Raw genomic sequence first — 25,498 nt, 5'->3', positions numbered from 1 at the left:
GGATTCTCATGCTAAGCGATGGCAAGTTGCGGTGGCCTCGTTGGTTCTCCGCCTTGTTGGTCATTATTTTGATCGGTGCTCTCGCAGCCGGGTTGATCTACGCCATCGTTGTCTTCCATGCAGTCGAGGAAAGGAGTCAGGATCCCCATGTCCACACACACAGCACCCGTTGAGGGCGCGCTCACGCCGGAGCAAGCCCTGCTCACGGACCACATCGGGAATGAGGTCTATGCCTCCCACTATGCGGAGCGCAAAGCCTACCGTCTCGTCATTGGTTGCGGAACAGTAGTGCTACTTGGTTCGATGTGGCTTAACTTCTCACTCGCCCATCGCCCAACTGCGAATCGCTACATCCGCATCGATGAGATGGGCCGCGCCCAGGCAATCCAATACACCGACCTCAACTACAGTCCACGCGAGGGCGAAGTACGGACGTATCTCACCGATTGGGCCAACTACCGCTACACCATTGGCCGGGACACCATCGCGAAGAAGTATCCGCTCAACTACTACTTCTTATCGCAGACACTCGCCTCGCAATTGATGACGGCCGACAACGCGAATCATCTTGTTTCGCAAGTGGTGGCGGGGCAGATCGAGACCAGCGATGTGCAGGTGAAGAACGTCACCATCACGTCGATGTCAGATGAGACTGTTCAGGGTACCCGAATCGCGCGTGGAACGGCCCTTGTAGCCATCGACAGGTTCTACTCTGCCCAGAACTCCCGCGAGCCCCGCACCGAGCATTGGATGCTGAGCATTACCTATTATCTGAACCCCAAGCAGGTCAGCGACCAGGCACGTATCTTCCCGCAGTTCGAGACGATCAACCCCCTTGGATTAACCATCACGGAGTTCCACGAGAACCGGCTCTCCGTCGATCCAATCGCTCCAGGAACCAATGCAGCGTTGCCGGCACTTCCGGCAACGCCCACCACGGGAGCAAGGCGATGAGCTATCACCTAATCCTCCCATTCTTTCCCGAGGAGTTGCGGGCTCTGCTCCTAGACCCGTCCATCTCCGACTTGATGATTAATGGCACCACCGGCGTCTATGCGGATCGCAATGGCGTCATGGAGCATATCCCTCTGGCAGCGCCGTATACCAATGACCGTCTTCAGGCGGCTATCGAGCGCGTAGCGCGCATCCTTGGGCAAGACCTCACGACACAGAATCCGATCCTGAATACACGCTTGCCGGACGGCTCGCGTGTGGCGGTGGTAGGTGCTCCATCTTCGATCAATGGGCCGACGCTGACCATCCGCAAATTCAACCGCTGGTACACCTCTGATGAGTTGATCGCCGCTGGCAGCTTGCCCGAGCCGGTTCGCGACAAAGTCATCAGCTTCATCAACGAGCGAAAGAATGGCATTATCAGCGGCGGAACCAGTTCGGGGAAGACGACCTTAATGAAAGCGCTGCTTGACCATGTTCCCCAGCATGAACGTCTGGTAGTTATCGAGCAGCCCGCCGAATTGAAAGTGAACCATGCCAACGCTGTTCGCTGGGAGGCCGTTGAGGCGATTCCAGGCCAAGTCGCCATCACCCCGAGCCAGCTCTTAGCCGCCGCTCTGCGTCATCGTCCCGACCGCATCATCATGGGAGAGATACGCGATGAATGCGGCTATGACCTGCTGCAAGCCATGAACACCGGGCATGGTGGAACGCTCTCCACCATCCATGCAAAGTCGGCGTGGGATGCCCTGAATAGGCTTTCGGATTTGGCCCTGAGTGCCAGGGCTAATTTGAATCACGCATTCATTCGCTCGGAGACGGCGGAGGCCATCGACTTCGTTCTGTACTGCGAGCGTGATGCCACGGGCCGTCGCCGGGTGCGCGAGCTGATTATCGTGAACGGATATACCCACGCGGACCAGAGTTTCCAGACGGAGGATATCTATCGTGCTTCCGCCGCCTGAGCATCAGGCATACAGCTAGAGAACCGAACCCGAATCGAGGTCACTTCGATGTACCGTCATGCTGCCAAACCGGCTGCACAGCCCAACTCGTCTCTGAAAGCGCCCAGCGTGGCATTCCGGCATAGCCGAGAGCGCAACGGAGGGTGCTCTGAGCCGCCCTTCTATGGAGCCTTTGTAGCTCGGAAGATAGCTGCGGTCTGGGCAAACTTCAAGCGCCGGGATCGAGAGTTTGACTTCGGTGCATCGGGGAGCCTTCCGCCTCGTATCCCGTCCTCTGCTCGGGGTCACGCTTCGGGGCCAAACCGGCGCCCTGCGGCTCGGCGTCGTTCTGCTTCGACTACGTCGCCCCTACGGGGTCTCGGTCCCTCCCAAAAGAAGTTTGAGAGCCGCGGCCAAGAACACCGCGCAAACTTCTTTCGGGCCCCACCAAGAAAGCACTCCTTGGCACTTGGGAGCCGGGCCCACTCGCTGGCTTTGCCAAGTGTGACCCGAGCAGGATACGGGAAATTCAACGAAACGGAGATCACCACCATGTACTCAAACAAAGTCACCCTCATCGGATTCACGGGCGCTGATGCAGAAGTTCGCACCAACAACGACCGCAGCCTCACCACTCTCTCGCTGGCAACCAAGTCCTCCTACAAGAAGGACGGCAAGTACATCGAGCACACCGAATGGCACCGTTGCGTGGTCTTCGGCAAGCTCGGAGAGTTCGCCGCCACGCTCAAGAAGGGCGCTCATATCCAGGTCGAAGGCGAGTTGCGCAGCCGCAAGTACGACAGCACGAAGACCAACACCGAAGTGACCATCTGGGAGATCCGGGTGAACTCGATTCTCAAGCTGGACCGCGCTGCCAAAGCGGCGGCGGAAGACGAGGATGAGTCCACCGAGGAAGAGGCCGCATAGGCCCCTTCCTTTCTCCGAAGGGTCCGGCATCGTGCCGGACTTCTTCGGCTGCTAAAGACCCATGGCATCGCGCACGCAGTGCAGGTCGGATTGGAGGTATCAAGATGAATGGAACAGCCCAGGACTTTCTCACCCGTTGCTTCGCTCCGGGTGACACGATCGCTCTCTTGCTTCGCAACGAGAACACCGCGAAGACACAGCAACGCGTCGTTTCTTTGGAACGTGCGCTCGCGCCTCGTTACCGTGGCTGGCTCGCCCATGAAAACCATAGCGGCACGAACATCTACGTGGCTGCGAATCCGTTGCTCGCCGGCAGCCGGAAGCGCACCAAGGATTGCATCGCTTCCATTCGCCATCTCTATATCGATATCGACGTGAACGGAGAAGCCCGGCTCGCTGCGCTGCGGGCTTCCGAGCTTGTGCCGGAGCCGAACGTGATCGTCTCGACATCGGCGGGCAAGTACCAGGTGTTGTGGCGCGTGGATGACTTCGACTTCTACACGCAAGAGATGACGCTCAAGCTCCTCGCAATGGCCTTCCACGGCGATATCTCCTGCACGGACTGCAACCGAGTTCTTCGCATCCCCGGATTCAGGAATTGCAAGTACGATCCAGCGCAGCTCGTCACCGTCGAGTACCTCTCCGATGCGACCTACCAGCCGGATGACTTTCACCTGTATGTCCTTCGCGAAGCCTGCCTGATTCCGCCTATCCCGCAGCAGCCGATTCGCCGCGATATGCAGACCAACTCCGAGCATGATTGGGCTTGGATCTCGCGTGAGCTTGCCCACGGCAAAGATGCCGTGACGCTCACGCTGGAACTGGCTTCGCACCGCTCCGATAAACCCAATCCCACCTACTATGCGCAGCGGACTGTTGACATGGCTTCGGCCCGTCTCTGGCTGATGGAGGGCACATCCATCGCGGACGTAATCGCCATGCTTGAGAGCCGCAGACAGTCTGAGCTTCCCGCGGCACTTTGCTCCGCTCGTGCGCGGGAGATTGCGGCCACGGCACAGCGCATGATTGCACGCAACAAGGTCGCCTGAATTCATCACCCAAAGGAGAACAGCAATGCCACTACTCGAAGTCATCCAAACCCGTCAGGTCAGCGCCTCTATCCGGCTCACTGACTCAACCGCTACGCAGGTCGATCAGTACGCCGCTTTCATCCACGCAGCAGCGGATGACGTCGTGGAACAGGCGCTTGCGTATGTCTTCTCAAAAGATCGCGACTTCCAAGACTTTCTGAAGACGCCACAAGCGAAGCAGGCTTCTTCGACGCTTCGCATCCGCAGAGCGCCAGCTAATGATGCAGCGGAGCCGCCCGCGAAGAAGCCGGTATCCGCTGCGTCATCGCCAGCACAACCAGCAGCATTCGTGGCGGGATCGAAGGCATGATCCCGCTGCTAAAGCAGTGGCAGAGCCACTACGGTGCTGCGCACCGGAAGAAGATTGACACTCCATCCCTCGGATGGGTGTGTTTTGGGCGACGTGCGTATGCAGTTGTCTACACCTTATCGCTCCAGAGCTTACAGGCAGTCCGTATGCAACTGCATACATCACGTATGCAATTGCATACGTGATGGAGGTATCAAATGCGAGTGCTCCCAAACACTGAAACCAGAACCTTAGAAGACCGGCTCTCTCGCTCGAAGAGCCGTCCGGCCAGAGCATATGTTGCACAGGCTCGCGTTACGGGCCCTGAACAACATGAGTTGGAGTCGGCTGCGCGCCGTCAAGGCAAAGCTCTCAGCGAATGGGCACGTGACGTGCTGCTGCGGGAGGCGCGGCACTCTTCTGGAGATGCCGTCTTCACCGAGTTGATTGCCACTCGGATGTTGATGGTGAATCTTCTCAAGCCATTAGCACTAGGCGAAAAGGTTTCTCCCGCGTGGATCACCGAAGCCATGACGATGGTCCGCAAAGAGAAGCATAAGGCCGCGCAGGAAGTGATGCAGCAGTACACACAAGCGGCAGGAAAGGAATAATCCGATGGCAACACAATGGGGTAGAAAAGAGACGATTATCTGGCCGCCGCACGTCCCGCTGATGAGCTATTGCGCTATCGCCGGGGCACTTCTACTGACGGTTTTCTTCGCGTGGGAGCGGTTCGCCTTCCAGCTTCCGCCGCTCCAGAAAGCGTACTGGACAGACTACGTTCGGGCGGGAGTCGGCAGCACCTTTCACGCCCATCAGAGTTACCGGCTTCTTTACCTTGGTGGCTCGAAAGCCAAGCCACGTACTGCGTTGCCGGTGGACTTTGTAGACGGCACGATGACACTACCGGATGGCAAACGGATGCCGTTCGCCCTGTCAGAACTTGCCCAGGTACAGGGCTATCGGTTCCCGTTCCGTGGCCCTGCCGAGAAGCTGGCCGATGCTTCGATGTACCGCTGGCTGCACGAGGCGGTCTTTGGCAACAAGAGTCCCTGGCTGACATTCTCCGTCGGCTTCATTGAGGGCGGTATCTGCCTCGCACTCCTGCTTGCTTTGGCTGTCCCGAAGGATATCCGGCGCTTCAAAGAGATGAAGTATGGCCGTGTGCTGCGTGGCCCCCGGATGCTTGACCCGGCCGAGTTCAACAAGGTCCAGAAGGGCGAAGGGCTTGGATTCAAAACGACCGAGTCCGACAAGATGATGCGGATTCCATTGCAGAAAGAAGCGCAGCATCTCCAACTGATGGGCGACACCGGCGTGGGGAAAACTCAGCTCATCATGCAGTGCCTCCGCCAGATCAGGGGACGGGAGGATTCGGCCATCATTTATGACCCTGCCTGCGAGTATATCCAGCGATTCTACGACGCCAGCCGCGGAGACATCGTGCTCAATCCACTGGATGCCCGCTGCCCCTATTGGGGACCGGCGCAGGAGTTGGAATCTGAGGACGAAGCCTATGCCATCGCTACATCGCTCTATGCGCCGAAGACGGATAAGGTGGATGAGTTCTTCCACGAAACACCTGCTCAAATCTTCGCGCATCTACTGAAGCGTGGGCCTACGCCGCACCAGCTCGCCGCCTGGATGTCGAGCGATACCGAGCTGATGAAGATGGTCGATGGAACGGAGATGGCCTTCTATATCGACCGGAAAGCAGGGCCGCAGCGAGCCGGCGTTCTCTCCTCGCTCGGGCTGGTCGCCAAGTCTTTTCGGATGCTGCCGGAGCGAGGCGAACAGCGACCAGTCTGGAATGCTCGCATCTGGTCCAAGAAGCGTGAAGGGTGGATCTTCATTACGTCTCGTCCGCCCGAGCGGGACACACTGCGACCGCTGCATTCGCTCTGGATTGACCTGCTCGTCATGCGGCTCTTGACGGCACCCCAGCCCGGGCAAAAACCGGTATGGTTTGTGATTGACGAGCTGGCAAGTCTTCAGCGGTTGCCTCAGCTTCATACCGCGATCACGGAGAACAGGAAGTCCAAGAATCCGCTCATCCTTGGCTTTCAGGGCAAGGCCCAACTTGAGGTCATCTACGGTCATCTGGCCGAGGTCATGCTCTCTCAACCTGCGACCAAAATCTTCATGAAGACGGCGGAGCCGAAGGCTGCCGAATGGATATCGGAGGCAATCGGCAAAGTTGAAATCGAACGGCTGAAGGAGACCAAGTTTGACGGTACCCGCTCCGGTCACAACTTCACAGTGGAGCGTCAGATCGAGCCGCTGGTCATGGGTTCAGAGATATCCGGCTTGGATGATCGTCACGCGTATCTCAAGCTGGGGAACAGCGTTGCACGGTTCGCCTTCGACTACCTAGACCTGCCAACGCCGACACCGGGCTTTTTGCCTCGGAAGACCGCCGGCGGACTTCGTTTCAACCCGGATACGTTGGAGCAAATTACACCTACTTCCGAACCGGAAGAAGAGTCACAGGACCCAGAAGAGATGCCTGCCGCGACCGAGAGTGACGGCCCACACGACAAGGAACGCGCGCCAATTGCGTGGCCGACCCCCGCCGCCGCGCAGCAGGCAGAAGAACAGAAGCCCACTCTTCAAGAGGAGCAGGAGGAGCTTGAAGAAGAACAGGCGCTCGGTCCAGCCCTGATCCGGGAGACGTAGACATGCTCGATATCTCCAAACCGTTGAATGCAGCCCAGGCGCAGAACTATCACAAGCTCGATTACACCTCGCCGACTCAGAGCTACTATGCACAGGGTGACGCAGTAAAGGGCGAGTGGCAAGGCAAGCTGGCCGAGTCGATGGGTGTCTCTGGCGAGGTCTCCGCCCTGGAGTTCTCCCGCCTCACCGAAGGCCAGCATCCGATGACCGGCGAACAGATGGTGCGGCATCGCATCGCTACCGAATACGCGAATCCCGATGGCTCGACAACCAAGGCCGTTGCGCACCGTGCTGGTTGGGACGCAATGTTTGCGCCGGCGAAGTCCGTCTCCTTGACAGCTCTGGTCGGAGGCGATGACCGCATCCGCGTCGCCCATCGTGAGGCGGTGACAACTGCGCTGGAGGAGTTGGAGAAGTATACGCACGCCCGTCTCGGCGGCAACAAACCGGCTGAGCAGACGGGAAAGTTCCTGGTCGCCAAATTCGAGCATGACACTGCCCGCCCCGTAGACGGCTACGCCGCTCCCCAGCTCCACACCCATGCCGTCATCTTCAATGTGACCCAACGAGCGGACGGCACGACACGAGCCTTGCAGGAGCAGCCGTTCTTTGAGAGCCAGAACTTCATAACGGCGGTCTACCAGTCGGAATTGATGTTTCGGTTGCGGAGCATTGGCTACGAGATCGAGCCGGGAGAAAGTGGCGCCCCTGAAATCAAGGGATTTTCGACGGACTATCTGAAAGCGTCCAGCCTGCGTCGCGAAAAGATCAAGGAAGAGATGGAGCGGCGTGGCGTCTCCGGCCCCGAGGCCGCGGAGATCGCTGCCCGCTCCACCCGCGAAAAGAAGCATACGCTGACTCCAGCCGAGGTTCTGGCTGCCCATCGAGAGGTCGCCGCCGAGTACGGCAACCAGCCCCAGCGTGTGGTTGCCGAAGCCCGCCAGCGGGCACAGGCGCAGCAGCACAATCCCGATCGTGTTGCCCACGCGCGTGAAGCTGTCACCTATGCGCGGAGCAGTCTATTCGAGCGGGAGGCCGTGTCGGACGAACGTCTGTTGCTTCGGGATTCTCTACGACGCGGCATGGGCGAGACGACCTACACGCAGGTGCGCGCAGAGTTCGAGGCACGGCAGCAGCGTGGCGACTTCCTTCACGTCGACGGGCACAAGTACGCTTCCAGCCGTAGCTTTACCACACCGGAAACCATTGCAGCCGAACGCGCCAACATCGCCCAGGTGCAGGCCGGAAAGAATACCGTCCAGTCGATCATGAGCGCGGAGCAAGCGCAGCAGCAGGCACGTTCGCAGGAATTTCTGAACGACTCTCAGCGCCGCGTGATCGAGGAAGTTCTCAACTCCACCGACCGCATTCAGGGCTTGCAGGGCCGAGCCGGGACCGGGAAGACCAGCGTGCTCCGTTCTATCCGGGAAGGTGCAGAGAAGAGTGGTTTGATTGTAGAAGGTTTTGCGCCTACATCGCGTGCCGCCGGCCAGCTCCGCGAGGTAGGGATCGAAGCCAGCACCTTCCAGAGTTTCCTTGCTCGGCGGACTGACGGTGCAGCCCCGGAAACTGCCGTGCGCCATCTTTACATGCTCGATGAATCGAGCCTTGCCAGCACCCGGCAGATGCGCGACTTCTTCCAAAAACTCACGCCCAACGATCGCGTGCTGGTAGTCGGAGACACCGCCCAGCACCAAGGCGTGGACGCAGGCCGACCCTTTCAACAGATGCAAGAGGCAGGAATGCGAACGGCGCAGCTTGACCGCATCATGCGGCAGCGCGACCCCGAATTGCTGAAGGCCGTCGAGCATCTATCGAAGAGCGAAACCCGCGAAGGCATCACCCTGCTGCATGAGCAGGGACGCATTACGGAGGTATCGAATCGCCAGGAGCGCATCGCGGCCATTGCGAAGGACTATGCTGCACGTCCAGAGAACACCATCGTCGTCTCTCCTGACAACAAGAGCCGTCAGGAAATCAATGAGGCTATCCGTTCTGAGTTACGTCAGATGGGCAAGCTGCAGAACGATGGCCAGAGTTTCCGCACCCTATCCCATCGTTCCGACATGACCGGAGCCGACCGCACCTGGGCCGCGCGATACAACGTGGGTGACGTGCTTCAGTACAACACCGGCAGCAAAGAACTCGGCATCGAACGCGATAGCTTCGCCAGAGTGCAGGCCGTCGATGCGAAGGCGAATCTGTTGACCGTCCAGCGATCCGATGGCGAGACCGTTGCCTATGATCCTCGCCGGCTGCGTGGCGTAAATGTCTTCCGCGAACAGGAGCGCGAGTTCGCCACAAACGATCGCTTACAGTTCGTCGCTCCGCTGAAAGAGCTTGGTGTCGCCAACCGCGATCTAGGCACTGTCCAGAGTATCCAGAACAGTCGCATGACGGTTCTTATGGACGGCAAGGACAAGCGGGTTGTTTCATTCGACACAGCGAGCGTTCGTGTATTCGATCACGGATACGCCGTGACCTCGCATAGCTCCCAGGGACTTACGGCCGGGCGTGTACTCGCGCACTTCGATACTGAAGGCCCGCGCGCGCTCATCAATCGGCGCCTTGCCTACGTCGCTATCTCCCGAGCCTCGGAGGACGCCCGAATATATACGAACAACGCCGCAACACTCGGCAAACGGCTCGCTACCGACATCTCCAAGACGGCTGCAATTGATCTTCATGAATCGAATGTTCCGGCCGGAATCCAACGCGTAGTGTCGTCCTTTCGGGACAATGAACCCGCTATGGCTACCGCGATTCTGCAGCAGGACGGTAAGGTTCATGAATACGCCAGCAGTGAGCACAGGATCGCCGCGGTCGCGCTTGCTTATGCAGCCCAGCAGGATCGTTCCATCGTCTTTGCCCCTGACCCGGATGAGCGTCATGAGCTCACGACATTGATTCGCGATGAACTACGGCAGCGCGGACTCCTTGCTCCTGAAAATCACGTATTACCTGTGCTCATCGAACGCCAACTCGGCAATCCTCGACTGGCTGCCAACTACCAATCCGGCGACGAGATTCACTACAAAGCTGGCAGCCCTGTAGATCATGGCATCGCAGATCACAGCATCTCTACCGTGCTAACAGTTGACGCCAAATCGAACCTACTCACCGTCGCAACCCGCGATGGAAGTGAGGTCATCTACAATCCCGCTCTATTGCGAAAGCAAACCGATCAAGCCCGCGTATTCCGTAGCGAGGAACGTGAGATAGCCAATGGAGAGCGCATCCGCATTACGGCTTCGATGCGGGAATTACACGTCCGCGCCGGCGACTTCGCGACCGTAGAAGCCGTTGGAGACGACCATTCCGTTTCTGTGCGCCACGACAGCGGCAGAATGCTCGCTCTCTCAGAAGAGCAGGCCCCGCATATCGAATACGGCTACACAGCAGGACGAATTCCGCAGTCCTTCAGTGGACGAGTGTTCGCCACCGGAGAGGCACAATCCCTCGCGCAACATGCGCAGGATTTTGCTCGACTCTCCGGCCAAACGCGGGATCTCGTGCTCTATACCTCAGAGGGCGGCCGATTCTCCCGTGAACAATCCATCGCAGCCGATGCAATCGGTCAAACCGTCTCCATGCCGGGTCTGCCTTCAGGCGATCGTGCGTCCGTGGAGCTTTCCGTGGAGCAGTTCGGTAAAGGGCGCTAAGGCTGCCGCCGGAATATCCGCATACAAACATCTCACTGGGTAAAATATCTGAAACTGGCTGAGGCTGGCAGCGGTCGGCACCCTCCAGTGCGCTCATAGAGCTATGAGGCTAGGCGGTCCTCAGCAGTGCCAAATGCAGTCAGCACAACACGCTCAGTCGGACAGAGAAGGCAGGTAGGCGGTGCTGCCATGCAGGGCGGGGCACGCTACCAGAATCAAGTGACGGCATGGCTGGCGTCCAAGATGCTCGCCGAGCGACCGGCCGCTCCGATCCTCGGACGTGGCACGCTGACCTATATCGCAACAGAGTCCGGCGAAGCCGTCGACGACGCGTTGGCAGGCACCGATCAGGGCAGTTTCGCGTTCGTGCAGGCCAAACGAAAACTCTCACTTTCTGCGCGAGACGGCTCAGACCTCGAAAGCGTGGTGAACCAAGCTGTCCGGCAGATCGCGTCCGCAGTCGAGCCGGGCAAGCGCCCCTGGTCGAGAGCGCTGAATCCCGACTCGGATCGTCTTCTGCTGGTCACGTCTTCGGATTCCCCGGCGACGATCAAAACACACCTACGAAATGCGCTTCAGCGAATCGGCGGACTACATCCCGAACAGACCATCATGGATGCCGCAAAGAACCGCCAAGAGGAAGAAGCGCTGACGGACTTGGTTACGCTCCTCAATCGCGAATGGGAGAACGTCGCAGGAACCGCGCCGACCGTCGACGAGCAGAAGCTCTTCCTGAAACTCTTCGATGTGGAGGTGCTCGATCCCGACGACGGCGAAACTCATGAGAGCGGAGCGAAGGGGGAACTTGCTGCCTTTGTGCTCAAAGACAGCTCCCAGGAACATCTTGCCTGGACCGCGCTTGTCGCGATCTGCGGAACGAGCGCAGCACGGCAGACGGGTTTCACCCTCGAAGGACTGCGGCGTAGTCTGCGCGCCGATCATATCGCGCTCAAGGCGGTTCCCAGCTTTGATGCCGACATCGAGGCTCTGCGCCGGCATACGAAGAGCACGCTTGATCACCTTGCGGGACTATCCCGCATCCAGATCGGAGGACAGGAGCTGAAGGCGGATCGGCTCGCAGTCACCGAACTAATCCGCATTGCCGAGCAAACATCGACCCTGATTGTCGGTCAGCCTGGGGCAGGCAAGTCGGGAGCGACCTATGACACCGCCCGGCGGCTTCAGGAGCAGGGCTACGATGTCATCTGCTTCGCCGTGGACCGGCTCGATTTCACTAACCTCTCCCAGGTGCAATCCGAAGTCGGGTTAAGGCACAAACTCACCGACGTCATCAAGGCGTGGGACGGCAACGGGAAAGGCATCATCCTCATCGATGCGCTGGACGCAGCGAGGGGCGCGGCGGCCGGCGAAGTCATCCTAGGGCTGATCCAGGAGTTAAAGAACGGCTCGCGTTGGAACGTCGTCGCGAGCGTACGCAAATGGGACCTCCGCTACAACCCCGATCTCCGCGCGATCTTCCGCCCGACGGCTGCGATCCACGTCGCGGCAGAGCTGACCGACACGGAGTTCTACGACGTGACCCACATCAATGTCCCCGTGTTCTCCGCCGAAGAGCTGGACGCGATATGCTCGCGGTCCACGCCACTACAGACATTGAAAGAGAGCGCAAACGCGGACATGATTGCGCTGCTTCGCGTTCCATTCAACCTGCGCCTTGCCGCAGAGTTGCTCGACAGCGGGATGGAAACCGCAGAGTTCTCACCACTGCGTGATCAGGTCGGGCTACTTGAGGCGTACTGGAAGCGAAGGGTCGCAGTCGTACCTGATGGTGACAGTCGCGAGCAGGTGTTGCGCCTCTGCCTCTCAGACATGGTAGCGAACAGACGCCTGCGCACCAGCCGCGCGAAAGCGCTCGAAGGTGGGGGCGTAGAACCGCTCCGACAACTGCTGAGCCTGAATGTTCTCAGCGAGTGGCAGGCATCGTCGGCAAGCAGTCCTAATCGGCAGCTCCTGGCCTTCGCACACAATGTTCTCTTCGATTTCGGAGCGGCGGAGCTCTATCTTCCCCACGAGCCGGACGATTTTCTCGCGCTGATGGCAGCACAGCCAGATCTGGCGTTGCTGCTTCGCCCGAGCCTGCATATGAGGTTCCAGCGACTCTGGATGACGGACAAGGCCCTCTTCTGGGATTTGACCTTCCGACTCTGTGCGAATGAGAGCCTGCCGGCCCTCTTACAGTCATGTCCGCTGGGAATCGTCGCCCCGAATGCAAAGGCAGCAGAGGACGTCGAGCCTCTCGCTGCGCAGCTCCGCAAGCCGCCCGAAGATCAGCCCCCCGGCGCTGCACGAGCCTATCGCCATCTGGTTGGTGTCCTCGTAGCAGGCGCCAGCGATAATCGACCCGATCTCGGCACCGACGCCGGGCCCTGGCTCGGTCTTGCTGCGGACGCCCTGATTCCCGTCGATGCGAGCCAGGCCGTGGACGTGCAATCGTGGCTCGATTCGGCGCTCCAGAGATGGGGGACGCAGACCCTCGATCAAATGAATCGCTTAGGGACGTTAGCCCGCACCCTCCTCGACCGAGTTTGGTCCGCGGAAGATCGGAACGGGCCGTGGGCAAAAGCTGCGATTAAGAATGTCGTGACTACCTTTGGAAGCGACAAAGAGGCGTCAGCGGCGCTGCTTCGCAGGGCGTTCGAAATCGAACACCTCATGCAGTACGGCCATGAAGAACTCAACCCAATGGCCCGGGAGGTAGCTCGCCTCGCAAGGCTCCATCCTGCGTTTGTCCGCGATCTTTACATAGCCACTTTCGGCTGGCAGGAAACCTCGGACGATCGGACGTCACTCAACCAAAGCCGCCTGATGGGCTTTTTATCGAACCGGGCGCAGGATTACAAACACGCTCGCTGGGAGCTGGCACAGAGATACGGACGCTTCCTGGAAGCAGCGCCATCCGCAGCAATGCAAGCGCTCTTCTCGATCGTTGAAGGGGAGTGCCGAACGAAGCACCGCGATACGTCGAAGGTCGTTCCATTTACGGTTGCTGGAATCGCTACCGGCATTCGCGAAGACCATTCCCACATCTGGGACACGGGCTACGGGATGGATGAGAACGCCCATGCCATTCTGAACCATTTCTTCCACTATCTGCAGGAGTGCTTGCAGGACGCTGAGCTCGCTGAATTCACGGCGGCGCTCGTCCGCTACCTCATCACCGGCGCCAGAGACGCAGTGTTATGGCGGCGACTGTTAGAACTCGCTGCGAGGTTCCCGGTGCTCGCGCAGCAGATTCATGACGCAGCCTCGGCCGAACCACTGCTCATAGCGTCTGATACGGAGCGGCAGGTGTACCTGTTCATCGAAGCGCTTCACCCCCTGTCCACCCAGGACGAGCGAGAGCGGATTGAGAAAGCCATCATAGCGCTCGGCAACCTTCCCGAGCCGCGGCGGCGATGGGGAGAACACCGGCGCGACACCTATCTTGCCGCTCTGAAGGACGATGCCATCGTGACGCAACAGTCTCGGACACGGATCGAAGAGCTACGCGCTGCTTCCAGGTTGCGCACCGGCGCCCCGATGGACCCCCGAGCGCAAGGCGGCGCCGTCGCAATCGATCCCGAGCAGTTCTATGAGATGGCAGGTGTCTCCACAGAAGGCCCTGCGAATCAGCGCCTGGTCGACCTATTGCGGCCCGTGCGCGGGTTCTGTGGCAATTACTCGATCAATGGAGACCCTCCCAACCTCGATGCGGCCCTTGCGGTCGTGCCGGCGCTGAAGGCGCTTGAGGCCGCGCTTCGCAGTTGCGAGCCTTCCGCTATTACTGATGACATGATTCATACCGCGCATGGCTATCTCGTCGAAGCGGCATCGAAGATCGCTCGGGTTACGGAGTTGGACGCTGCCAGTGACCTCGGCATGCTGGTACAGCGAATCCTGGATGAAGGTGTAACAGCCCACTGGCCGGCTGACGGTGCCGACGCGGAACACTACGAAGGCGGCTGGGGCTCCCTGCCCGGAAGGATCGAGGCCGCCGAAGGCCTCTTCTACCTCCTCGCCAATCCCAGCTTCGACGTCGAGCGCATTCTCGCCAACCTGCGCATCCTGGCCCTGGACCGTCTGCCCGTCGTGCGGTTTCAAGTCGCATGGAGATTGTTGCTGCTTTACGATCGTGCTCCAGCGGCCATGTGGGAGTTGATCGAGTTGCTGTCATCTGACCCAAGCTACAGGGTCCGGCTCGAAGTCGTTACCGCCCTGGATCGGTGTGCGCGAGCACTACCGGACCGCGCTTTGGCGCTGATGACAAAGATGCTGGACGAATCCGGCACCGCTCTCGGTAAGCCGGAGGAAGTCAGAAACCACTGCATCGCCTGCCTCACTTGCTGCTACCTGTGGCGTGACGACCCGACCGCGAAGGTCACAGTTGATCGGATCGTCGAAGGGATACCGGCGACGGCGCGTGAGGCTGGCAAGATGTTTCCCACGCTCCGCAACGCATTGCAGTACGTCGAACCCGCGCACTCCGAGCGAGCCTTACGCACCAGAGAACGGGCAGCGAAACTCTTCAACGAAATCACAGGCAAGGCAGTTCCGTTGCTGCGCGAACTCATTGCGAAGCGATTGCGGCGTGAAAAGCCTACGGAGGCGGAGGAAACGCAGTTTGATGATCTTGAACGTTTGCTCGTCACGTGCAGCACCGAGCTCTTCTATGCGTCGGGAGCGTTTCAGGAACTACGTCATGGCTTGCCGCCAGAGCTGACCACCGCAGAGCAGAGGGAGCTCTATCCCGCTCTTGGGCCAAGCTGGAATCTCCTCGCGGAGATCGGCTCGCCGAATCTCGTTCATCACATGGTCCAGACACTAGAGATGTACATCCCGGTCGACCCCGCCGGAGTGTTTCTCCTGGTCGGCAAGGCGGTGCTGGCAGGCAGGCTGTGGCGCTATCACTTTGAAGATCAGGCCGTGGACCTTGTCGTCCGGATCATCCGCACCTACATTGCGGAGCATCGCTCGATCTTCGAGAAGAACCCGGAGTGCCTTCGCGTGCTCCGAGAGCTGCTCGACTTGTTCATTACGGCGGGATGGCCGTCGGCCAGGATCGTGGCCTACCGCGTCGATGAAGTATTTAGGTAGAGTGGCGCAGGTCGGGAAAGTGCTAACACTCGACTAGCCTGGAACTAGATGAACGGTCTCCAGCAGCACGCAGCCAGCCTCTGGGGTCGTCATATCGCGGACGCGGAACTCAACGCGTTCGCCCGTCTCCGCGTTCGTGAATGACACGTCGGTCGGTTTCCATCTGATACCGTCAGTTGCACCCCGCGCGACACCCTCCACCCACAGAGAACGATCCTGTTTCAGGCTGCGCATGACATGACGATCCGCGCCGACATCATCCGGGTAGAAGGTCGCAGGCACTTCCACGACTCCCGAGCACTTGATCGTAAGCGAGTCTTTCTCTGCATTCATGTATACGGCCTCAAGCAGGATTTCGTTTGTCTTCCAGCGTGTGAAGGCACCTAGTCTGTCGGATGTCCTGTACCCGGCATCCGTTACATGGTAGGCAGATCGATCGGACGTCGTAGGTTCAATCAGACCTCGCTGTTCGAGAGCTCGCAATGCTGCTAACCATGCGGCCTTTGCTCGGCGGCCACCCGACGCCAAGAACGACTTCCCGTTTGCTACGAGCAGTTCATCGGCGTTGGACTTGGTGTGGCGTATCTGTTCATCGTGATCACGCACTGCGGCGTCCAGGAGTTCGTGCTCCTTTATCGAAAGCTCCTCCGGCAAGTCGAGCCAGGTAAACCGCGATGCCTTCGTGACAGGCTCATTGATGATGCTTTCTTGTGGCGCCTCTTCCTCCTCAAACGCAGGCGCTGGACCCAGGGCTGGGGCGGCCGCATTCTTTCGATGCAGAGTCTTCAAGAGCTCATGGAATTGATCTTGCCGATACGGCTCGCCGCTCAGGTCGCACCCAACCGCGAACTTGAGCCAGGCGGGAACCGCGGTTTTCCAGTCTCCCGACCGAAGAACAGGGATGAACTTCTGCTTACCCGCCTTTTCCGCGATTCGACTGGTGATGATGTTGGATTCGTATCCGACTCCGCCAGAACGTTCCTCCGAGCGTTCAGCGTAGGTGGGTGTACAGATCACAAGCACGAACTCCGCGCGGGTGACAGACTGCTCCATAAACTGGAACCGGTTATCTCCCAAGCCGAGATCCCAACGATCGAGCGTCACATTTACCCCCTTGCCACGCAGACCTCTGGCGAAATCGAGCACCCATCGCTTAAGCTCTTCCGATTCCCAGGCATAGGAGATAAACACCCTGGGGCCGCTGGTCTCCTCTGAAGTCTCCGGCTCCATAAATTCATCTTCTGAACACTCCTCGGCGTCTCCTGGCGCAAATCCTTGCGCCGCATAGAGTGTGATCGCATTGTTCAGGCGCTCTTTCATCCTGGCCCCGGCATCTTTCACCTGCGCGTCGATCGCGGTAAACCGGTCCGACATCGGGGTAACAAACGACATGCAGAGGTTGCGAGTGACTCCCTGTGCTCTCGTAGTCTGCTCCGTCAGCCTGACCTCGAGAATCTGCCTCAACTGCATCTCCATCAACGGATCAAGGCAACGCGCGAAGCGGTCCAGGTAGGTTGACCGAAAAATCTGCTCAACCTGCCGGAAGGCTTTTAGAACGGCGTCCGCAGCTTGCCGCGCAAAATTGCCAGCTTCCGCAATGCCGGCGTTCTGATACAGCCTCGTTAAGCCTCGGTTGTGCTCGATGGCTGGCTCATAGATCTCGGAGACAGTATCGTCAAACTTCATCTTTGCGAGTGCCTCGAACGTCGGAGCTGGCGCGGAGGCGCTGTTGCGGGCGATAGCGGCACGTTGCGCCCACGCCGTGGCGGGATCGACGATCTTCAGCACTCCTTCGGCGATGGTGAAGGACGCTATCTGGCTGCCGTCCGGAGAACGGCCGTAAGACTGAACGGCGCCGAACTCGCCCACCACCAGATAGAGTCCCAGGCTGATTTCATCGGGGTCGATTGAATCGTACCTGGCTCGCGCCCGCTCGATCAGCTGCTCGAGCGTGTACTGCGTCGAAGATTCGTCCACCTCGTAGAGGTTCGTCAGCGTATGAAGAACCTTGAGAACTCCGTCTCTGGCCTTGACGTACTTGGGATCGTCCTCGTTGAGGATCGCGAAGGTGCTGAGAGTCGGGAAATACTCCGTCCGGTTTATCTCTGCCCGCACCAGGCTTCGGTTTTCCATTTCATCAAGAATCCCCCCATCCCGGATGAGAACGGCCAGCGGTTTTCGCGGGCTTGGCTGTCGCATGTTCAGAAAGCGAGTGGTCATTCTCTGCGCGACATCGACTTTCACAGGGTCAAGGGGCATATCACTATTGTCGCCGATCCCTGCCCCGAAAATGACGTTAAGCACGCGGTGCTCCCTCAGATCATGCTCGCAGACGGTTAGCTTCCTCAATATGAGCCTCCGCCGGGTCGGGCACGCGTGCGGGGCTTTATCCGGCTTCGACCGGAATCGAACAGCGTCCTGAACTCTGAATGAGTTCGAATCGTCTTTCAAGTTACTCCTCAACAACCGAAACTCGCTAAGTTGAGATTGATCGAGGAGCTCCCCACTGCTCCTGCGGAAGCTCTCCTAGAATGAATGGGGGCCGCCGATGGCAGCCTTGCGGGTCGATTCGAAAAGTAGATGGGGCATCACGAATGAGTAAAGATCGCGGGAAGAGGATGTCGAAGAGCAACCAGACTGGGAATCAGGGCGAGGAATATTTCGCGTACTGGGCGTCCAAGCACCGGCTAGCGGCTACAAAGGCCAAGACAGACATCGGAGTGGACTACCTCTGCCAAGTATTGGCTCCGGTTGATCAATCAGAATCCTGGGAAGGTACCGGCTCCATGATCGGCGCGCAGGTCAAGACGGTTGCCGACTCACCTAATCCGAACCTCAAACTCGACAGGAAAGACGCAATGGATCTGTTGCGCCAAGCGCAGGCTACCTGCCTCATTGGCGTCTTGCTGGCCACGGAAGAGGTCTACTTTCGATTCCTCGATGAAACGGTGATCGACCTGCTCCTGGATTTTTTAGCGACAAAAGACAAAAGCACATCTTTTAACTTTGACCAAATGTCGAATGATCCCAAGGCATTTGAGGAGGCACTTCCGGACATCACGAATTCATTTCGTCAGGCTCAGCTCAGGGTATATCTGCTCAAACAGCGAATCCACCGCGCAATTCCAGGGTCTGATGTCGAAGTGGTTTCCGGCTCACAAGCGACGACTTCGCATGTCCGCGTGCCGTCCATCAATGATGTGTTTTCGATCCGTCCGGAAGCACACGCAAGCGTGAGAGCACAGATTTTCGAGGATGGACTGATCGACCCAAATACCGTTGGAGTCGATTTCCACGAGGAGATTAGAAGGCTCATTGCACAAACCCGAAGCAGACAAGTCACTATCTTGGGAGCCGCTGAAAGTGTTGAGACTGTCACGCTCACCTCGGGAGCAGATACGGCGAAGCAGATATTCGCCCTCCGCCAATTCGGAGACGAGTGGGCACTCGTTCACGAAGCCGGCCTCCGATTGACGCTCTCCTCTGCGCGAAAGACGAAGAACGGTTACGTGCACTTCGTGGAGTCGACAATCTTTGCACCGAAATTTGCGCATCCCCTGAATAAGGCCACTTTTCGCTTCTTTTCTCTACTCAAGCCCGGCGCCTCTCTTTGTATCGGGCAGGGTAAGCCTTTTCCCCTCGCAACGTTCGGCACGAGTGCTCAGACCATCGGTCCAGCCGTCGAGGCATACTTACTCCTGGCGGAGGGCCTCGAGATTAGCTCTTCAGATTTTCAACTTTCTGATCTTCTTGACGAAGAGTTCGCTCGAACATTGTTCGTCCTCGATCAACTGCTGCTCAAGGGTGCCACCCTGGCGCACATTCTGCCTGGCTTCGTCATCGGTCCCGGAGCGCGGAATCCCAAAAAGAAACTGCCGACTGAGCCGGTAGAAGCACGAATTCCTCTGGTGCTGAACTGGAAAGCTATTGGCATCGAAATCTGGGTGGAGTGCACTGCTGAAGCCTTTGTCTATGAAACAAAATTTTGCGGATTTCGTGTCGTAAGCCAAAGAAGTTGGACGATCCAGAAGACCGAACACTGGAAGAAGAGTATCTATCCGGAAGCTTGGTTCTTCAGTGACTGGCCTCCCATACACATCGGATCGAAAGTGAAGCCGGTGTCAACCTGGACTCCTAGCGAAGGCCTTCCACTCGAAGCGGAGATTCGGCGCGTGAGCGCCGATCAGGAAACTGAAGCTCCATAGCCATACGCGGGGAACAATCTCGGCAGTTAGGCTGATAAAGTCCATCAGGGAGGCTCCAATTCGAACATCGGCTCAACGTCCGCCCATCGGCTTTCTCGACTTTTGCCGGATCTTCAGCATCATCTCCTGCGTGCTGGAAGAGCATTGTGATCTACCGCACGCCTGCAATCTCTTTACGATGCTTGGTGCATACATCTTGCGCGAACACTATCGCCTGAAGGCCGAACCGGTCAGTGGAGCCGCATTCTTTTGTCTCAGCCCGGACCTTGAGCCACTTGCTTTTGCTGAGCGTCGCGGTGGGAGCATCCAAGCGGGTCTCGATGGTTTTCATTCCTGGATCGAATGCAAAGGGTACGCGATCGATTTCCTGTCTCCGCTGTTCCCAGACAATGTTGCCGAGATTGATCCATCGATCACGATCCCGCGACGGGCCTTCATCCGCTCACTTGCTTCGATGTCGCTGAGCTTACCCGCTAGGGGAGATGCCGCGGGAACGTTCTTGCTCATACCTGACGAAGTTTGCCAGACGAATATGTTCAAGACCTTCCTGGAAAGGCCCATGCTTACAGACTTGTCGCGCATCTGCACGACTTGGTATCAACGCCCCCCGAAGAAAATACAGAGTGAGTTCCAGATACGAGATGATCGAGGGAAAGTGACCACACTGCGTAGGAAAGACATCGGAATCAGAGGCCTGTGGTAATGCGAATGACGGGTCGCTTCAAGGTCGTGTGAAAACGGCTGATCGTAGGCAGGCATGCAGAAGTATCGAATCAAATCAAGGAGCGCGCAATGGTCTGTGTAGATCCGTCTGTACACCCTCTGACTGCCTTTATGCTCGGCCGGTATGTCTCTTCCTGTGAAGACCCAATCAACTTTCCCGAGGATGAGGTCAGCGCGATTCTGGATCGTTATGAGGTCCTTTTCGCCAATGTGCTGACCGCATTGAGGCTTACTAAAGAGCAACTGCGCAGAAAAAGCGAGTTTAACTTCAGCTCCTGCGATGCCGCCAACCTGGAAGGCGGCATTGCGATCCTGCGTGTAGTCGAAGCGCTCCGGCTGAGAGGCTTCACGGAGTTGACCTTAGTTGCGCCGATCAAGGGCCAGCAAGGTGCAGATATTACGGCGATGTTCGCTGGCATCAAGGTATGCGTAGAAGTCAAGGCCGTTACCAAGCAAAGCCGCGGTCGTGAAGAGCTGTTCTTTGAAGATCAACTCTATGAAAAGGTCAGAGAGCATGCGACGAAAGCCTCAAGGCAACTTGCGATCTCGGCCGAGCAGCTGCACTGTGAAGTCAAACTCATTGCGTACGTCGTGAATTGGTTCGCACAATCCATTTATTTGATGGAATCTGACTACCAGCAGATCGTGAACAAGCTTGAAAAGCATGGCGACGTGGAATCGCTCGACGGCGTAGACGGCGTCCTCTTCATTACCAAGATGGGCCAGGAGTTCCTGTTTTTGAACGAAGTGGGAAAGCGAATCGACGTTGCGCCCAGAAGTTAAAGTGGAGAGTTCGGTTCAAAGGGCGGTGCTGTAGCTCCTCATGTTTCCTTGCAAAACGGCAGGGGTCCCACGCCTTGTTTCTCTCTGCTCTTGGTAGCCAACTAGCTTGGCTCACCTCCCCCTCGCGCACGGCCAGCAGGTTTGCGCGACCAATATGCACGCCATCTGACACACCTCGCCCGAGCGCAGAGGCAGCTTCTGATCTGCTATGAGTACGACCAAGCCTGCACAGAGGGGCCACCTTTTTCCGTGCCGGCAGACGCGGTGAAGCGGCTGTATCAAGCGACGTTTGCGTTAGAGCTTTTAGATACCGATAGTGTGCAGGGAGTTCAATCAGACTTTTGCCAGCGAGACAGAGCTCTCCGCGCAGCTTCGAGTGCCGTTTCGTCTTCGTACATGACGATCTTCCATTCTTCTTCATGTCGGACAAACATCATCCCATGCTGCGCCATCAGTTCGCAGATGAGGTCGTAGATCGGGGCGAAGACTTCAATCGAGTCCCATGCAAATTCGGTCAGCCAGAGCTTTTCCAAAAGACGCTCCAGTCGGAACACTAAATCCGCGAGTTTCGGGTTGCGGAGAAGTTCGCTTTCGTGGCTGGCGAGGTGTTTGGAGAGATTTGTCTCCAGGCCATGAACATGGCCCAACAGATAGCCCCCATAGATGAACACGTCGCCGAATATCTGTTGGAGTTCGCGGAAGACAAGAGCGGCACCGCGACCCTCGCGGTAAGCCTTGATCTGTTCCAAAGCCTTGCCGGAGCAGTCTTCGACGGCGCGACAGAAGATTTCTTCAAACTCTTCGACCGCCTCGGGCCGGAACGCTGCGGAAGATCGGCAGGCTGCATACTCGCTCCATACGTCCATCGCCTTGAGGAAGGTCTGCCGAGAGCGGTCGCCGCACTCCAGAGGCTTTCCATAGCTCTCGGGGAAGGTGCGATAAAGATGGCTTTCGTGCTCGACGTGAGCGGCTTCGTGGGCGATGCACGCTTGTGCAAGCCGCTGCATCGCTTTGTCCGGTGAGATCGCCATAACGCTGAGGCCGGGGCGCACAACAATGTGGAACTTCAATTCACCGTCACGACGAACCGCCGCTGTCCTCGCCAGTTCCATCGATTCCGGCTGCGGGCTCAATTCGAGAGGCACTTGTCCTTCAGGCATATTCTGGAGAGCGCAGGCCGCAGCGCGGCAGTCAGGCGCTACCGTAATGCCGTCGAGCGCCTTCAGGTCGATTCCCGCGTAAGCCGCTACATACAGGCTTTCTTCTAGGGCGAAGGACACAGCCTCTTGCACTTCCGGTTGTCCCAGGCAGGAGACATCGACGGTGCATCGGCTTGGCAGTGGAAGTTCCGCTTGCGCACCCACATCGAAGATCAGTTCACGCACGAGATCCATTGCCATCCATCCTTGTTCTCCAGCCGGAGAAAGATCAGGGCAGACAAAGCGTCAGCAACGGCGGAAAGCATCCGCGTGCCAGCGAGCCGAGGCAAAAGGGGTTCTACCGGGACAGACCGGATCAGCATACTCCTCCAATCCGAGGCCGGGAAAAACGTCTGCGGTGCGCCCCCGCAAACAGCCCTTGTAAACCCTCGTCGGGGAGTTCGAAAACCGGCAGAAACACGCGGTTCCATGGACCTTTAGCCGTGAAGCCTGGACATACGTCCATGGCTCCCCGACGCAAAGGCGTTGGGAATTCGTCCCGTGACTGTCGCCAGCGCACGGTGTTTCTGCTTGGGTTTCGACACCCAGGACGGTGCGTACCCGTCCCGTATCTATGATCCCGGTTCGAGCTGGAAAATGCAATGGAGTGGATTTGAAGGCGGCTGGCTCGTTCGCTGGTGCAGGAACAGGATTACCGCCGGGGACTACGCGTCCGGATCGGAGACAGAAGCTACCCGTTGTTCGTAGAACTCATGCAGTTTCGCTTGCAGCAGCTTCTTATCCGGCAGTTGGGTCTGATATTCCGCGACCAGTGCCGGGGAGAGACTGCGGCTCAGGGCGTACTCCACGACCTCATCGTTCTTGCTCGCGCAGAGCAGCAGACCAATCGAAGGCTGTTCATGGTTCTTGCGAACCGTCCTGTCCAGCGCCTCCAGATAGAAGTCAAGCTTGCCCAGGTACTCCGGGCGGAACGCATTGATCTTCAGCTCGATGGCGACCAGGCAGTTCAACCCACGATGGAAGAACAGCAGATCGAGCGCGAAGTCCTGCCCGCCCACCTGTAACGGATACTCCGAACCGACGAAACAGAAGTCCCGGCCCAACTCGATCAAAAAGTCTTTTAGCTTGTCGAGCAGGGCACCATGCAGATCCGCTTCGGCGTGGACCTCCGGCAGCCCCAGAAATTCCAGGTTGTAGGCATCTTTGAAGATGCTTACGGCCTCGGGATGGAATTGTCGCACCGCCGGTGAGACTTTTGGCGGACTGAGGACGACCCGTGCAAAGAGTGCGCTGTCCAACTGCCGTTCCAGCTCCCGTTTGCTCCAGCCTTCCTGAATGGCGGTTCGGATATAAAACTCGCGCTCTTCGGCGCGCTTGCTCTGGCCGAGGATGAGCAGGTGGTGCGACCACGGCAATTGTCGTACCAGTGGTACGACTTTCTCATCGTCCCGATAAGTCTCGTAGAACTGCCGCATCCGAAACAGGTTGGCCCGCGTAAAACCACGGAGTCCGGGTTGCGTCCGCGCGATATATTCCGCGAGTTGCCGCACGACGCCATCGCCCCATTCCGAAGAGGCTATCTTTCCACTGATGATCTCCCCGACCCTCCAATAAAGATCGATCAGAACCGTGTTGACCGCTCGAAGCGCTTTTTCTTGAGAATCTGCAATGAGCTGCACAATCTCCGAAAAGATGGATTCCTTTCCGGATGGAGTGCTCAAACGAGACGGATTGGGCTCAGACGAGGGCATGGTCTTCCTGATCCATGATAGCGAAGGGTCGATAGCAAAGGCGCTCTACGGAGGGAGGGGCTACGCCCCTCTCCTGTCTCCAGTCGCTTCCAGCGTCTTCCGCCACCCTCCCCAGCGGCCTGTTCCTGCCGCAACGCGACCCTGACAATCCTGTGCGCTGACGCGCACCCATAAGGAAACCAAGCTTTGCTAGTGGGCTCTGCCCCCCGCGCTCTGCAAGGCCGTTCGCCCGCCGGGTTTTGGCTCCCCCACGCTCAAGCGCGGTCCCCCCAAAAAGCTCCGCTCGAAGACCTTTCCGTTTGCTACCCCCGCCTTCGCCAGGAGGCGTTCGGCATGTACATGCCGCGTTTCAACGCGGACGTGCAAAAGCAAATGCCGACAAGGAGAAGCCACCATGAGCAGCAACGCCAATACCACCATCACCGCCATCGACAGCAAGAAACCTTCCACCAAACAGGAACTCATCGCCGCCAACATCAAGCTGCTGATTGAGCAGTTGGAGGCAGGACACTCTGAAGCCCTCACCAACTACCTCACCGCCATGAGCCGCTTTCATTCGTATTCCTTCGGGAACGTCTTGGAGATCGCGCGGCAAATGCCGCAGGCCACCCGCGTGGCCGGGTTCTGGACGTGGAAGAACTTAGGCCGTTCTGTGAAGGCCGGACAAAAAGGCATCCGCATTCTTGCTCCCATTGTCGGCGTTCGCCGCAAGAAGGACGAGGAAGCCAATAAGGACATTACGAAGCAGAACGAGCGGGTTCTTTTGGGATTCCGCAATGCCTACGTCTTCGATATTTCGCAGACGGATGGCCTAGACCTGCCGGAGGTGCGCGAGGTCTGCGGCGACCCCGGCGAGAACTTGGACAGGCTGGCCGCGTTCGTCCAGAGCAAAGGCATTCAGCTTGTCTATAACCCCAATATTGCCCCCGCTCTCGGCATGAGCTACGGCGGACGCATCGCCATCCTGCCCGGACAATCGAAGGCCGAAACCTTCGCCACGCTTGTCCATGAAACGGCGCACGAACTCCTGCACAAGGCCGAACGCCGCACCGCAACCACAAAGACGGTACGAGAGACAGAAGCCGAGGCCGTGGCCTTTGTGGTTGGCAAGGCCGTTGGGTTGGTGACAGGTTCCGCGAGTGCCGATTATGTTGTCTTCGCAGTTATGTGACGTTCAGCCGCTGAGGTCTTATGAACGCTGGGGATTGGCGTTGCCCAACGTCACATAAGCTGGGCTAG

The 25,498-nt window shown here is 58.3% G+C and carries 16 protein-coding genes and 1 pseudogene; 14 read left to right on the top strand and 3 right to left on the bottom strand.

Annotated elements, in window-relative coordinates:
- Positions 1 to 147: 147 nt before the first annotated feature.
- The 9 genes from C4S68_RS22105 (at position 148) to C4S68_RS22065 (ending at position 15,637) form a co-directional block, all read left to right on the top strand.
- A complete protein-coding gene (locus tag C4S68_RS22105) occupies positions 148 to 954 on the top strand; it encodes a VirB8/TrbF family protein (RefSeq protein ID WP_103935305.1) in 807 nt (268 codons plus the stop codon).
- A complete protein-coding gene (locus C4S68_RS22100; RefSeq protein WP_103935304.1) occupies positions 951 to 1,919 on the top strand; it encodes a CpaF family protein in 969 nt (322 codons plus the stop codon). The genes C4S68_RS22105 and C4S68_RS22100 overlap by 4 nt, the downstream gene beginning before the upstream one ends.
- Before the next feature lie 531 nt (positions 1,920 to 2,450).
- Positions 2,451 to 2,825 carry a single-stranded DNA-binding protein gene (locus C4S68_RS22095; protein WP_103935303.1) on the top strand — a complete coding sequence of 125 codons (375 nt, stop codon included), beginning with the start codon at positions 2,451 to 2,453 and terminating at the stop codon, positions 2,823 to 2,825.
- A 104-nt stretch (positions 2,826 to 2,929) separates the two neighbouring features.
- A complete protein-coding gene (locus tag C4S68_RS22090) occupies positions 2,930 to 3,874 on the top strand; it encodes a DNA-primase RepB domain-containing protein (RefSeq protein ID WP_103935302.1) in 945 nt (314 codons plus the stop codon).
- Between the two features lie 25 nt (positions 3,875 to 3,899).
- Positions 3,900 to 4,226, top strand: a complete 327-nt coding sequence (locus C4S68_RS22085; RefSeq protein ID WP_103935301.1) for a hypothetical protein — start codon at positions 3,900 to 3,902, stop codon at positions 4,224 to 4,226.
- Positions 4,227 to 4,423: 197 nt separating this feature from the next.
- Positions 4,424 to 4,816 carry a hypothetical protein gene (locus C4S68_RS22080; protein WP_146072278.1) on the top strand — a complete coding sequence of 131 codons (393 nt, stop codon included), beginning with the start codon at positions 4,424 to 4,426 and terminating at the stop codon, positions 4,814 to 4,816.
- 4 nt (positions 4,817 to 4,820) lie between these two features.
- Positions 4,821 to 6,881 carry a type IV secretion system DNA-binding domain-containing protein gene (locus tag C4S68_RS22075; protein ID WP_103935299.1) on the top strand — a complete coding sequence of 687 codons (2,061 nt, stop codon included), beginning with the start codon at positions 4,821 to 4,823 and terminating at the stop codon, positions 6,879 to 6,881.
- A 2-nt stretch (positions 6,882 to 6,883) separates the two neighbouring features.
- Entirely contained in the window at positions 6,884 to 10,543 is a 3,660-nt protein-coding gene (gene mobF / locus C4S68_RS22070; RefSeq protein WP_103935298.1) for a MobF family relaxase, read from the top strand.
- Between the two features lie 189 nt (positions 10,544 to 10,732).
- Positions 10,733 to 15,637, top strand: a complete 4,905-nt coding sequence (locus C4S68_RS22065) for a hypothetical protein (RefSeq protein ID WP_103935297.1) — start codon at positions 10,733 to 10,735, stop codon at positions 15,635 to 15,637.
- Between the two features lie 33 nt (positions 15,638 to 15,670).
- Here C4S68_RS22065 and C4S68_RS22060 read toward each other — a convergent pair whose 3' ends face one another.
- A complete protein-coding gene (locus tag C4S68_RS22060; protein ID WP_146072277.1) occupies positions 15,671 to 17,941 on the bottom strand; it encodes a toll/interleukin-1 receptor domain-containing protein in 2,271 nt (756 codons plus the stop codon).
- Between the two features lie 314 nt (positions 17,942 to 18,255).
- Here C4S68_RS22060 and C4S68_RS22055 point away from each other — a divergent pair, with 314 nt between their 5' ends.
- The 4 genes and pseudogenes from C4S68_RS22055 to C4S68_RS24055 form a co-directional block, all read left to right on the top strand.
- The gene (locus C4S68_RS22055; protein WP_160115285.1) at positions 18,256 to 19,842 is read left to right on the top strand and encodes a hypothetical protein; all 1,587 of its coding nucleotides are present in this window, start codon (positions 18,256 to 18,258) and stop codon (positions 19,840 to 19,842) included.
- Positions 19,820 to 20,545, top strand: coding sequence for a DUF2026 family protein (locus C4S68_RS22050; protein ID WP_146072275.1), 726 nt, complete (start codon positions 19,820 to 19,822; stop codon positions 20,543 to 20,545). Before C4S68_RS22055 ends, C4S68_RS22050 begins: the two co-directional genes overlap by 23 nt.
- Before the next feature lie 89 nt (positions 20,546 to 20,634).
- The gene (locus tag C4S68_RS22045; RefSeq protein WP_103935293.1) at positions 20,635 to 21,348 is read left to right on the top strand and encodes a hypothetical protein; all 714 of its coding nucleotides are present in this window, start codon (positions 20,635 to 20,637) and stop codon (positions 21,346 to 21,348) included.
- Between the two features lie 141 nt (positions 21,349 to 21,489).
- A pseudogene (locus C4S68_RS24055) lies at positions 21,490 to 21,624 on the top strand (hypothetical protein); the annotation flags it as partial.
- Between the two features lie 53 nt (positions 21,625 to 21,677).
- On the opposite strand, the gene C4S68_RS22035 reads toward C4S68_RS24055, so the two are convergent.
- Both C4S68_RS22035 and C4S68_RS22030 read right to left on the bottom strand, forming a co-directional pair.
- A complete protein-coding gene (locus tag C4S68_RS22035) occupies positions 21,678 to 22,748 on the bottom strand; it encodes a hypothetical protein (RefSeq protein ID WP_235011796.1) in 1,071 nt (356 codons plus the stop codon).
- A 464-nt stretch (positions 22,749 to 23,212) separates the two neighbouring features.
- Positions 23,213 to 24,259, bottom strand: coding sequence for a PDDEXK nuclease domain-containing protein (locus C4S68_RS22030; protein WP_103935292.1), 1,047 nt, complete (start codon positions 24,257 to 24,259; stop codon positions 23,213 to 23,215).
- Positions 24,260 to 24,653: 394 nt separating this feature from the next.
- Between C4S68_RS22030 and C4S68_RS22025 the strand changes: the two genes are divergently transcribed.
- A complete protein-coding gene (locus C4S68_RS22025; protein ID WP_235011795.1) occupies positions 24,654 to 25,430 on the top strand; it encodes an ArdC family protein in 777 nt (258 codons plus the stop codon).
- Positions 25,431 to 25,498: the final 68 nt, after the last annotated feature.

The organism is Bryocella elongata (assembly GCF_900108185.1).
Lineage (GTDB): Bacteria > Acidobacteriota > Terriglobia > Terriglobales > Acidobacteriaceae > Granulicella > Granulicella elongata.
This window is presented reverse-complemented; position numbering and strand designations above follow the sequence as displayed.

Bases quoted from the DNA above. Each gene is read 5' to 3' on its own strand.
- C4S68_RS22105 (WP_103935305.1), top strand. From the start codon at position 148: ATGTCCACACACACAGCACCCGTTGAGGGCGCGCTCACGCCGGAGCAA.
- C4S68_RS22075 (WP_103935299.1), top strand. From the start codon at position 4,821: ATGGCAACACAATGGGGTAGAAAAGAGACGATTATCTGGCCGCCGCAC.
- C4S68_RS22095 (WP_103935303.1), top strand. From the start codon at position 2,451: ATGTACTCAAACAAAGTCACCCTCATCGGATTCACGGGCGCTGATGCA.
- C4S68_RS22100 (WP_103935304.1), top strand. From the start codon at position 951: ATGAGCTATCACCTAATCCTCCCATTCTTTCCCGAGGAGTTGCGGGCT.
- mobF (WP_103935298.1), top strand. From the start codon at position 6,884: ATGCTCGATATCTCCAAACCGTTGAATGCAGCCCAGGCGCAGAACTAT.
- C4S68_RS22035 (WP_235011796.1), bottom strand. From the start codon at position 22,748: ATGGCAATGGATCTCGTGCGTGAACTGATCTTCGATGTGGGTGCGCAA.
- C4S68_RS22090 (WP_103935302.1), top strand. From the start codon at position 2,930: ATGAATGGAACAGCCCAGGACTTTCTCACCCGTTGCTTCGCTCCGGGT.
- C4S68_RS22065 (WP_103935297.1), top strand. From the start codon at position 10,733: ATGCAGGGCGGGGCACGCTACCAGAATCAAGTGACGGCATGGCTGGCG.
- C4S68_RS22045 (WP_103935293.1), top strand. From the start codon at position 20,635: ATGGTCTGTGTAGATCCGTCTGTACACCCTCTGACTGCCTTTATGCTC.
- C4S68_RS22055 (WP_160115285.1), top strand. From the start codon at position 18,256: ATGTCGAAGAGCAACCAGACTGGGAATCAGGGCGAGGAATATTTCGCG.
- C4S68_RS22080 (WP_146072278.1), top strand. From the start codon at position 4,424: ATGCGAGTGCTCCCAAACACTGAAACCAGAACCTTAGAAGACCGGCTC.
- C4S68_RS22030 (WP_103935292.1), bottom strand. From the start codon at position 24,259: ATGCCCTCGTCTGAGCCCAATCCGTCTCGTTTGAGCACTCCATCCGGA.
- C4S68_RS22025 (WP_235011795.1), top strand. From the start codon at position 24,654: ATGAGCAGCAACGCCAATACCACCATCACCGCCATCGACAGCAAGAAA.
- C4S68_RS22085 (WP_103935301.1), top strand. From the start codon at position 3,900: ATGCCACTACTCGAAGTCATCCAAACCCGTCAGGTCAGCGCCTCTATC.